12 protein-coding genes are annotated in these 10,678 nt (G+C 70.3%); 10 read left to right on the top strand and 2 right to left on the bottom strand.

Annotated elements, in window-relative coordinates; all coding sequences use genetic code 11:
- The first annotated feature begins 117 nt into the window (after positions 1–117).
- The 10 genes from rimM to ACSIH6_RS38465 all read left to right on the top strand — a co-directional run bounded on the left by rimM (position 118) and on the right by ACSIH6_RS38465 (position 8,113).
- Positions 118–630, top strand: a complete 513-nt coding sequence (rimM, locus tag ACSIH6_RS38510; protein ID WP_435113671.1) for a ribosome maturation factor RimM — start codon at positions 118–120, stop codon at positions 628–630.
- A gap of 11 nt (positions 631–641) precedes the next feature.
- On the top strand, positions 642–1,406 hold the full coding sequence (gene trmD, locus ACSIH6_RS38505; RefSeq protein WP_435113668.1) for a tRNA (guanosine(37)-N1)-methyltransferase TrmD: 765 nt from the start codon (positions 642–644) through the stop codon (positions 1,404–1,406).
- 186 nt (positions 1,407–1,592) lie between these two features.
- Positions 1,593–1,937 carry a 50S ribosomal protein L19 gene (rplS, locus tag ACSIH6_RS38500; protein ID WP_435113676.1) on the top strand — a complete coding sequence of 115 codons (345 nt, stop codon included), beginning with the start codon at positions 1,593–1,595 and terminating at the stop codon, positions 1,935–1,937.
- A gap of 92 nt (positions 1,938–2,029) precedes the next feature.
- Positions 2,030–2,905, top strand: coding sequence for a signal peptidase I (lepB, locus tag ACSIH6_RS38495; protein WP_435113666.1), 876 nt, complete (start codon positions 2,030–2,032; stop codon positions 2,903–2,905).
- A 206-nt stretch (positions 2,906–3,111) separates the two neighbouring features.
- Complete coding sequence (locus ACSIH6_RS38490) at positions 3,112–3,441, top strand: DUF2469 domain-containing protein (protein WP_017566259.1); 330 nt, start codon at positions 3,112–3,114, stop codon at positions 3,439–3,441.
- A 167-nt stretch (positions 3,442–3,608) separates the two neighbouring features.
- Positions 3,609–3,974 (top strand): YraN family protein, encoded by a 366-nt coding sequence (locus ACSIH6_RS38485; protein ID WP_435113674.1) that lies wholly within the window; start codon positions 3,609–3,611, stop codon positions 3,972–3,974.
- Positions 3,974–5,497, top strand: coding sequence for a YifB family Mg chelatase-like AAA ATPase (locus tag ACSIH6_RS38480; protein WP_435113672.1), 1,524 nt, complete (start codon positions 3,974–3,976; stop codon positions 5,495–5,497). The genes ACSIH6_RS38485 and ACSIH6_RS38480 overlap by 1 nt, the downstream gene beginning before the upstream one ends.
- A gap of 32 nt (positions 5,498–5,529) precedes the next feature.
- Positions 5,530–6,693 (top strand): DNA-processing protein DprA, encoded by a 1,164-nt coding sequence (locus ACSIH6_RS38475; protein WP_435113664.1) that lies wholly within the window; start codon positions 5,530–5,532, stop codon positions 6,691–6,693.
- Between the two features lie 191 nt (positions 6,694–6,884).
- Positions 6,885–7,241: a RidA family protein gene (locus ACSIH6_RS38470; protein ID WP_435113662.1), complete on the top strand. Its 357-nt coding sequence runs from the start codon at positions 6,885–6,887 to the stop codon at positions 7,239–7,241.
- A 2-nt stretch (positions 7,242–7,243) separates the two neighbouring features.
- The gene (locus ACSIH6_RS38465; RefSeq protein ID WP_435113660.1) at positions 7,244–8,113 is read left to right on the top strand and encodes a tyrosine recombinase XerC; all 870 of its coding nucleotides are present in this window, start codon (positions 7,244–7,246) and stop codon (positions 8,111–8,113) included.
- Here the strand turns inward: ACSIH6_RS38465 and ACSIH6_RS38460 are convergent, their stop codons facing one another.
- The gene (locus tag ACSIH6_RS38460) at positions 8,114–8,443 is read right to left on the bottom strand and encodes a hypothetical protein (protein WP_435113658.1); all 330 of its coding nucleotides are present in this window, start codon (positions 8,441–8,443) and stop codon (positions 8,114–8,116) included.
- A gap of 124 nt (positions 8,444–8,567) precedes the next feature.
- Positions 8,568–10,678: TPR repeat domain-containing protein (locus ACSIH6_RS38455; RefSeq protein ID WP_435113656.1), on the bottom strand; the 2,111-nt coding region annotated here is incomplete at its 5' end.

The raw sequence follows: 10,678 nt of genomic DNA, 5'->3' as shown, positions 1-10,678 counted from the left end.
CCCCCCCCCCCCCCCGCAGCCGTGCCCGGGACCCCGGGGCCCGTGCCCACCGCACGCGCCCGGACCCGGGCACAGTTTTCTCACCCCCCGAGGGGGCGGAAGGACGGAAGAATCCCCATGCGACTCGTTGTCGGCCGGATCGGCCGCGCGCACGGAGTCCGCGGCGACGTCGCCGTCGACGTGCGCACGGACGACCCCGTGGCCCGGTTCGCCGACGGCTCCGTGCTGGCCACCGACCCGGCCGGAACCGGTCCGCTCACCGTGGTCTCCACGCGCCGCCACAGCGGTCGCCTGCTCGTGCGCTTCGAGGGCGTGGCCGACCGCGACGCCGCGGAGGGGCTGCGCGGCACCGCCCTGCTCGTGGACTCCGAGGACATCCCGCCGCTGGATGACCCGGACGAGTTCCACGACCACGAACTCATCGGCCTGGCCGCGGTGACCACCGGCGCGGAGCCGGTCGGCACGGTGGCGGACGTGCTCCACCACGCGCAGGACCTCCTGGTGGTGACCACTCCGGACGGCGGAGAGGTGTTCGTGCCCTTCGTGGCGGCCCTGGTCCCCGAGGTCGACGTGGCCGGGGGCCGGATCGTCATCGACCCCCCGCCCGGCCTGCTCGACCTCGCCGACTGAAGGGGCGCGCCGTGCGCATCGACATCATCAGCATCTTCCCCGAGTACTTCGGCCCCCTGGACCTGTCCCTGATCGGCAGGGCCCGCGTGTCCGGGCTACTCGACGTGCGCGTGCACGACCTGCGCTCCTGGACCCACGACCGCCACAACACCGTGGACGACACCCCCTACGGCGGCGGCCCCGGCATGGTGATGAAGCCCGAGCCGTGGGGCGAGGCGCTGGACGAGGTCGTGGGGGAGGGGCCCGCGCGGCTGATCCTGCCCACCCCCAGCGGTCGACCCTTCCGCCAGGCCGACGCCGAGCGCCTGGCCAAGGAGGAGCGCCTGGTCTTCGGCTGCGGCCGCTACGAGGGCATCGACTCGAGGGTCGCGGCGGACGCCGCGGAGCGGATGCCCGTCGAGGAGGTCAGCATCGGCGACTACGTGCTCAACGGCGGCGAGTCCGCGACGCTGGTGATGGTCGAGGCGATCACCCGACTGCTGCCGGGTGTCCTCGGCAACACCGAGTCCGCGGTGCAGGACTCCTTCGCCTCCGGCGGTATGGAGAACCTCGTGGAGGGGGCGGTCTACACCAAGCCCGCCTCCTGGCGCGGCCGGGAGGTGCCGCCGGTGCTGCTGTCGGGCAACCACGGCGCCGTGGACCGCTGGCGCCGAGACCAGGCGCTGCGCAAGACCGCGCGCAACCGCCCCGACCTGGTGGAGGCCCTGCCCGAGGAGGCGCTGGACCGGCGCGACCAGGAGGTCCTGGCGGAGGAGACCGTTCGAGACGCCACCTGAGATGTGGCAGACTGGGTGGGTTCCCCCTCGGTGACCGGCGGCATCCGCATGCCGGCGGTACGACGTCGGCCTCTGTGACGGTCACCCGGGCGGTTCGACAGTACAGACCCATTCGGGCCCTCGCCCGCGTACCCCTTCCCCCCGCGGGGAGCAGGACGCGGAGCGCTATCGATGAGGATTCGCGAGATGCACACCGCCATTCAGGAGCTGGAGAAGGCCCAGCTTCGTTCCGACGTCCCGGAGTTCCGTCCCGGTGACACCCTCAACGTTCACGTCCGCGTGACCGAGGGCGCCCGTACCCGTGTCCAGGTCTTCAAGGGCGTCGTCATCCGCCGCCAGGGATCGGGCAACCGCGAGACCTTCACTATCCGCAAGGTGAGCTACGGCGTGGGCGTGGAGCGCACCTTCCCGATCCACACCCCGGCCATCGAGAAGTACGAGGTCGCCGCCCGCGGCCGCGTGCGTCGCGCCAAGCTGTACTACCTGCGCGACCTGCGCGGCAAGGCCGCCCGCATCCGCGAGCGCCGCTAGTCCTTCACCGGGTGACCCAGGGTCTCTCCCCGGCGTTTTTCCGTGTCGAATCTCTCCGCTCCCACCAGGGAGGCAGGATAGGCTTCGGCTCGATGAGCAAAGACGAGAAGGACCTCGGCTCGGACGGGGTCCAGGACGAGGAATCCGCCCAGCCCGGTCCGGAGGAGCACGGCTCCGCCACTGGCTCCCGAGCTCATGAGAGCTCGGGAGCCAGTGCTGTCTCCGGTACCGACGGCGAGGAGTCGGAGGAGGGGGCGGACGACGAGATGAGCAAGTCCGAGAGCACCGAGAAGAAGGGGTCGTTCTGGAAGGAACTCCCCATCCTGGTCGTGATCGCCGTGGTCCTGGCGTTCGTGATCAGGACCTGGCTGGTGCAGGCCTTCTACATCCCCTCCACCTCGATGGAGAACACGCTCCTCGTCGGGGACCGGGTACTCGTCAACAAGGTCGTCTACGAGCTCCGCGACATCGAGCGCGGCGAGGTGGTCGTCTTCGACGGCAACGGGTCCTGGGACGATCCGAACACCGTGTCGGTCCCCGAGCCCACCAACCCGGTCTCGGCCGCGTTCACGTGGGTGCAGCAGCAGCTGGGCGCGGCGCCCACGGGCAAGGAGTACATCAAGCGGGTCATCGGCCTGCCCGGTGACACCGTGGAGTGCTGCGACGAGCAGAACCGCGTCCTGGTCAACGGGGTCCCCCTCGAGGAGGAGGTCTACCTCTACCCGGGCAGCGTGGCCACGCACACCGAGTTCGGCCCGATCGAAGTGCCCGAGGGACACCTGTGGCTGATGGGGGACCACCGGGCGATCTCCTCCGACTCGCGGCTCAACCAGAACAACCCCGGCGGCGGCGCGGTCCCGATCGACCACGTCGTGGGCCGGGCCTTCGTGATCATCTGGCCGGTCGGGCAGATCGGTCCGCTGAGCGTTCCGGAGTCCTTCGAGGAGCTCAACGCCGCGGACGAGTGACGTGCCGCGCGGGGCGGTCCGCCGAGAAAATCCGCACGGCGGAGTACACGGGGCCCTTCCGTGACGCATGATGGAGGCTGGACGGTATCGGCGTCCCCCGACGCGCGGGGCCGCCCTCGACCGGGAACACCCCGGCCGTCGGCGGTGTCCGGGCGGAGGGGACCGGCACACCACGACCGGAGAGTGCGACGAAAGCGAGCGCGTGGATGAGTTCTGAGGACCTGGAGAAGTACGAGGCCGAGATGGAGCTCCAGCTCTATCGCGAGTACCGCGACGTCGTCGGTCTGTTCAGCTACGTGGTGGAGACCGAGCGGCGGTTCTACCTCACCAACCACGTCGACCTCCAGCCGCGTTCGACCGAGAACGGGGAGATGTACTTCGAGGTCGTGATGGAGGACGCCTGGGTCTGGGACATGTACCGCCCGGCCAGGTTCGTCCGCAACGTCCGCGTGGTGACGTTCAAGGACGTCAACGTCGAGGAGATCACCAAGGCCGACCTGGAGATGCCACCCGCCGAGGGGGGCGCACAGGACTGATCCGGCGCCGGGTGGCCGGATCCCGGGTGCGGCCCCGGCCTCCCGGGGTCCGGCCTCCCGGGATCCTGCCTGTCCGTCCGGGCGCGGCCGGGGTTTTCCACAGGAGGGAACCGGCCCTGGCGCCGTGAGCGGCGATCACCGACCGTGGTTACGGGAGGTGGTTGACCTTGGACCGGTGGGCCGAGTACCGAAGGACGTTGGGCGGCCGTGGCGAGGACCTCGCCGTGGCCTTCCTCCGACGCGCCGGGATGCGGGTGGTCGCCCGCAACTGGCGCATCCCCGACGGGGAGATCGACATCGTGGCCCGGGACGGTCCCGTCCTGGTCATTGCTGAGGTCAAGACCCGTACCTCCGTCCGGTACGGGCATCCGGTGGAGGCCATCACCCCGGACAAGCGGCGCCGTCTGCGCCGCCTCGGACACGCCTGGGCGGTCCGGCACCGGGTGCCCGCCCGCCCCCTGCGCGTGGACGGCGTCTGCGTCCTGATCAGCGGCGGGCGCGTGTTCGTCTCCCATGAGCGGGGGATGGCATGATGACGCTCGCCCGCACCCGCTGCATCGCCCTGTTGGGCGTCCAGGGGCACATCGTCGAGGTGGAGGTGCACCTGGGCGGCGGCGACTTCGGGGTGACCCTGGTGGGTCTGCCCGACGCCGCGCTCCGCGAGGCCAGGGACCGCATCCGCGCCGCCGTCGTCAACAGCGGCGAGGAGTGGCCCAGCGGCCAGATCGTCATCAGCCTGTCCCCGGCCAGCCTGCCCAAGTCGGGAAGCCTGTTCGACCTGGCCATCGCCGCCGCCGTCCTCGCCGCGGCGGGCTCGGTGCCGGTGGAGCGGCTGGAGGACAGCGTCCTCATCGCCGAACTGGGTCTGGACGGCCGGGCGCGGCCGGTGCTGGGGGTGCTTCCGGCGGTCGTGTCGGCCGCCGGGCAGGGCTACCGCAGGTTCGTCGTCGCACGGGGCAACGCCGCCGAGGCCCGGCTGGTGCCCGGGGCCGAGGTGACGGCGGTGGACAGCCTGATGGACCTGTGCCAGTGGCTGCGCGGGGAGTGCTTTCCCGAGGCGCACGCGGAGGAGGCCGTGCCCCGGCCCCGCGAGCCGCGCGGCCAGGGACCCGACCTGTCCGACGTCCTGGGGCAGCCGGTGGCCCGCCGTGCGGTGGAGATCGCCGCGGCCGGCGGCCACAACCTCATGATGCTGGGGCCTCCCGGCACCGGCAAGAGCCTGCTCGCCGAACGCCTGCCCACCGTGCTGCCCCCGCTCAGCCCCGCCGAGGCGCTGGAGGCCACCGCCATCCACTCGGTGGCGGGCATGCTGCCGCCCGGCGCGCCCCTGGTCACCGTGCCCCCCTTCGCGGCGCCGCACCACACCTCCACCCGGGCCTCGATCATCGGCGGCGGCAGCGGCTACCCCACGCCCGGCTGGGTGTCCAAGGCCCATCGCGGCGTGCTCTTCGTCGACGAGGCTCCGCAGTTCGGGCGCGGGGTGCTGGACTCCCTGCGCGAACCCCTGGAGCGCGGCGAGGTGGTCCTGGCCCGCGCCTCCTCGACGGTGACCTTCCCGGCACGCTTCCAGCTGGTGCTGGCCGCCAACCCCTGCCCCTGCGCCAAACCCGGCGCCTTGTGCACCTGTCCCGCCGGCGAGCGGCGCCGTTACTTCTCCCGCCTGTCCGGGCCCCTGCTGGACCGGATCGACCTCAAGGTGGAGCTGCAACCGGTGTCGAGGGCCGAGCTGCTCGCCGACCGCGCCTTCGCCGAGTCCTCCGAAGTGGTGGCCGCCCGGGTGGAGAAGGCCCGCGCCCGCGCCGCCGAGCGGCTGGCGCACACGCCCTGGACCACCAACGCGGCCATCCCCGGGGCACAGCTGCGCCGGGAGTTCCCGGTGGAGTCCGCCGCGCTGCGGGTGCTGGGCAGAGCGATGGACCTCGGACAGATCAGCGCCCGGGGGGTGGACCGCGCCCTGCGGGTCGCCTGGACCCTGGCCGACCTCGCCGACCGGGACCGCCCCGGCGAGGAGGAGGCGGCCTACGCCTTCGCGCTCTGGGCGGGGCGCGCGTGGTGAGCACGGACGGGACGGAGAGGAGCGGTGGGACGGTGCGGGACGCGGAGGGTGAGGCGGACGCGCGGGCGCGGGCCTGCCTGACGGCGGTGGCCCCGCCGGGGGACCTGTGGCTGGGGGCGGTGCTCGCCGAGCACGGGGCGGACCGGGTGTGGGCGCTGCTGGTGGCGGGGGCGTCCCCGCCACCGGTGCCCTGTGCCGAGGAGGAGAGTCCGGGACCGGAGGCCCAGGCGCTCCTGGAGCGCAGGTGGGCGCGGTGGGGCACCGCGGCCCGGGGGGTGGACCCCGACGGACTGCTCGGCGACTCGGCGGCGGCCGGGATCCGCTTCGTGGCCCCGGCGGACCCCGAGTGGCCGGGGCGCCTCGACGAGCTGGGCCTGCCCGGAGGGCGGCGCTCGCACGGTCTGTGGGTGCGCGGCGCGGGGGACCTGCGCCACCTGTGCCTGCGCTCGGTGGCCGTGGTGGGTGCGCGCTCGGCCACCCCCTACGGGGAGCACGTGGCGGCGGAGATAGCCTACGAGCTGGCCGAGAGCGCGGTCGTGGTGGTCTCCGGCGGCGCGTACGGGATCGACGGGGCCGCGCACCGGGCGGCCCAGACCCACGGCGGCACGGTCGTGGTGCTGGCCTGCGGGCTGGACGTGGACTACCCGCGCGGGCACGCGGGCCTGTTCGCCGACGTCGCCCGCACCGGGGTGCTGGTGAGCGAGCGACCGGTGGGCGCCACCCCGCGCGCACCGGACTTCCTCGTCCGCAACCGGCTGATCGCCGCGCTCACCCCGGGCACGGTGGTGGTCGAGGCCGGACGGCGCAGCGGGGCACTCAACACCGCCTCGCACGCCGCCGAGCTCAACCGGGTGCTGATGGCGGTTCCCGGCCCGGTCACCTCGGCGATGTCGGTGGGCTGCCACCTGCTGCTCCGCGACTGGCACGCGGGCTGCGTCACCTGCGCGGACGACGTCGTCGCCCAGGTGAGCGCGCTGGGGGAGCTGCCACCGGAGGCCGGGCCGCTGCGGGTGTCGGCCGAGCTCGACCAGGACAGCGCCCGGGTCCTGGCGGCGGTGCCCCGGTCCGGCGCCGGACCGGCGGTGATCGCGGTGACCAGCGGGACCCGCCTGGAGAGGACCCTGCGTTCCCTGGGGATGCTGGCCGCGGCCGGGCTGGTGGAGCGTTGTCCGGCGGGCTGGCGGCTGCCCCAGTGAGCGGGCGGAGGCGGTCGGGTCCGGTGGATCATCCGTACCGTCGTGGACGGTCACGGCCTCCCGGGTCCGTCGGGACCGGAGGCCCCACGGGGTACGTACGCTCCGTGGCGCGCTCCTGACACACCTGGTTCCGGGCCGGGCGGTCGCGGCGGCGACGGTAACGCGCCCCGCCGGATGGGTACGGTGACGCCATGGCTAAACCCTACAGTGACGCCCTGGTGGCGGACGGGCCGCTGTTGTTCGTCTCCGGACAGACCCCCGAGGGGCCCGGGGGCGAGGTCGCCGGGGACATCGGGGGGCAGACGCGCCAGATCTTCCGCAACCTGGAGGCCATCCTGGCCCGCCACGGCGCGGACCTCGGCCACCTGGTCAAGCTCACCTACTACCTGCGCCACATCTCCGACCTGGAGGAGTTCCGCTCCGCCCTGGTCGAGTGCCTTCCCGAGGGGCGCCTGCCCGCCGCGTCCCTGGTGGAGGTGAGCGGCCTGGTCGACCCCACCTACCTCGTGGAGGTCGAGGGGATCGCCTGCCTGCCCTCCGGGAGGTAGGCGTGCTGGAGCGCTTCGCCGCGCACCTGTCGGGCGAGCTGGGACGCTCACCCCACACCGTGCGCGGCTACCTGGCCGACCTGCGCTCCCTCCTGGCCCACCTGGAGGAGCGGGGGCGGGGCGTGGAGGACCTGGACGTGGACCTGGTGCGCGGGTGGCTGTCCCGGGCCCGCGACGCGGGCGCGGGTCGCGCCACCGTGGCCCGCCGGGTGGCCGCCGTGCGCGCGCTCACCCGGTTCCTGCACCGCGAGGGTGTGCTGGCGGCCGATCCCGGCCCGCGCCTGGCCAGTCCGGCGCAGCAGCGCTCCCTGCCCATGGTGCTCGACGAGCGCCAGGCCGCCGCGGCGCTCGCGGGGGAGACCGACGAGACCCCGACCGGCCTGCGCCGCCGCGCGGTGGTGGAGACGCTCTACGCCACCGGTGTGCGCGTCGCTGAACTGTGCGCCCTGGACCTTGCCGACGTGGACCGCGAACGCGACACCGTGCGCGTCCTGGGCAAGGGGGCCAAGGAGCGCACGGTTCCCGTGGGCGGTCCGGCCCTGGACGCCCTCGACGCCTGGCTGTCCGGTGGCCGCCCGGAGATGGCGGGCGCCACCAGTGGCGCCGCGCTGTTCCTGGGGGCCCGAGGCGGCCGTCTGGGAGTCCGCCAGGCCCGCGAGGACGTGCACGCCCACCTGCGTGCCGCCGGTGCGGACAGCGCGCCGCACGGCCTGCGGCACAGCGCGGCCACCCACCTGCTCAACGGCGGTGCCGACCTGCGCAGCGTGCAGGAGTTCCTGGGCCACGCCAGCCCGCGCAGTACGCAGATCTACACCCACGTGTCCGTGGAGCGCCTGCGCGACACCTACCGCCGGGCCCACCCCCGCGCCTGATCAGTCCTTCGCGCTCCGGGGCGGTTCGGCGCCCGGTCCAGACAGCTGTCGCCGAAAGAGCAGGGCGGTCATCCCCACCGATCCGGAGATCGCCGTCGGCACCGCGACCAGCACCGCCGTCGCGAGCCTGTTCTGTCGATTCCGGTCGCAGGAGTCCCGGATCGCCTCTCCAGGACGGTCACTGCCGAAGTCGATAACACCAGGAGTGAAACCCCACTCCGCGATAGGACGACAGTCGACGGGATACTCTGCATCCGGGAAGAGGACTGAGGGTGTTGTGATCAGCAGAAACATGGTGATCAGGCCGATCACCGTGATGCTCAGGTTCACCACTATTATGGGCTGGGTATTCGGGCCTCGCCGATGGGGTGGGGATGTCGACTCTGGGGTGTTGGCAGTGCCGTCGCTCATGGGTTAGCGCTCTTGTCGTGTCCGAGTGCTGTCAGGTTCGGTGTCAACGGCCTATCATTTCAGCAATCTCCTGTGGAGTTCGCGCTCGGTAGTTTTCGACAATCTCGTCGTATTGCTCTTGGTGACTACGAGTGTATGTTGTAACAAAATCGTTTGCAGTTATGGTTTCCGGTGTGACTTCGGAGTCTTCTTTCATCTCATTCTGGTTCAGGATGATCTCGTTATCCGTGAGGATAGGGTCAATTTTGGCGTCCATTTTAGATAGGCTTCGGGAGTAGATCTCGTGAATGCCGGAAGCAACTCGTCTCGTGCCATCGCTGCTTTCGGTGATGGCGGTTTCGTCAATATCGCTCAGTTCGAGGTCGGATTGCTCTGAGTCGACGAGTTGGCTGAGGAGGTAGAGGGAAGCATTTCGCCGGACGTCGTCTTCCGGTGTGTCACCGTCTCCTCGTGCTTCCGCGAAGTCTCCGATCTCGGCTTTGAGTTCCTCGTTCACCTGGGTTTGAATCTCGTCCTTGATGGTGGCCGCGAGGATTTCGGCTCCGACAGCGCTGGCGGGGTGCATGGAGGCGGGTACCTTGCCGACGCCAAGGGCGATGTCAGTAATCAGCATCGCTGCTTGCCTTTGCCGTTCAGCGGTGGACTCGGCGGCCTCGTCCGCATTGGCGGTCCTGTTCATTGCCTCATTCTGAAGGGATGAGTCAAGGAGTCCTTGGAGGGTCCCGTTCTCAGAACCTGCAGTGAATGGACTGTCCGGGTTGATATTATCGAAGCTGAGATTCGACATCTGTTGGCCTTCAACGGAGGCAATCATGCGCACTGCAGAAGCATCGTCACTGGCGATATATTGCATGAACCTCGTGCGGGCCTCTAGGGGTAGATTCAGGTCTTGCTCGCCTGTCCGGTATTCGTAGACCCCATCGGTCTCCCCTCCGAAGTCGTCGATGTAGGTGTGGAAAACTTCGAAGAAGGACTCGGCTATTTCTGGATTTATTTCAGAGAACGAGACTTTCGGTTCGTCCTTGTTTGTGATTATAAATGTGCCTTCGTCTTCTTCCATTTTGACGCCAATGAGCTCGAGGTAGAGTTCGTTGTCACCAGCGATGGCTTCGATAAGGTTGGCTGTCGAATCCCCTGCGAGTTTCTGTTGGTCCGGGTCGTCGCTGTCCGCGTAGCCGGAGATCCAGTCAGTGATCTGGGCGACAGCCTCTCCGTTGTCGTCCCAGTCGTTCTGATAGAGGCGTCCGAGTGTCTCGCCGAGGTCGATGTCGCCGAAGTTGGGGTGTGAGTAGGGGTTGCCGTTCGTCGTCTCACCGGTGAGCAGGACCGCGTTTGCCTCGGGGTTTCGGGTTGTGACGTCCAGAAGCGGTTCGAGCTTTTCTGTGAGCTCCGGGTCCGAGTCCGGGTAGTCCATCTCCAGCGCCTCGGAGATGCTGACCGTGAGGTGCGTGGAGAATGCGGTGCCCCCGCGCATCGGCTGGCCTTCGAGGGACGGAGCGGCCTGGAGGAGGTCACCGAGGCCGCCGGCGGCATTGAGCCAGGACTCGTTACCCCTCTCCTCTTTGGTCGCAGACTCGCCGGGGGGAGACCCTCCCGGCTCCCAGTAGCCCCCAGGGCCGTTCACCAACTCCCGGACGCCCTCGGGCAGGTGGTCGTAGCCTCCGCCGAGCCGTCCGTCGGAGAGGGCGAGCAGGCCACCACCCAACGCCTCCATGAGTTCGGCGCGCTCTTCGTTGCTGAGCGTCTCGTTGGACTCGATGTTGGGGGCCAAGCCAGTGACGCTCGAGTGCTCGTCGATGGTGGCGTAGAACTCTTCCAGGTAATCGATCTGGTGAGGTCGAAGCTGGTTGCCGTTGCGCTGCCCGTCGAGCGCCAGAGCGTTGATCGCGGCCAGTTGCGCCAGGATCTGGTAGTACTCCGCGTCCGGCTCCTTGCCGTCCCTGATGTACGGGAGCAACTCCTCGGCATGCTCCTCCCCGGCCTCCTCCGTGGTGGGGTAGTACATGACCTGCCGGGTGGAGTTGTAGGCGGCGAAGCCCAGGATGCCCGCGTCGATCAGCTCCCGAAGGCTGGTGACCGTGGGGCCATCCGCCAGGTTCGAGGTGTTGTCCTCGGACTGGCCCTCCAACGTGGTCCAGTAGGTGTCCGCCCTGC

The organism is Nocardiopsis synnemataformans (assembly GCF_965343085.1).
GTDB classification, from domain to species: Bacteria; Actinomycetota; Actinomycetes; order Streptosporangiales; family Streptosporangiaceae; genus Nocardiopsis; species Nocardiopsis alborubida.
This window is presented reverse-complemented; position numbering and strand designations above follow the sequence as displayed.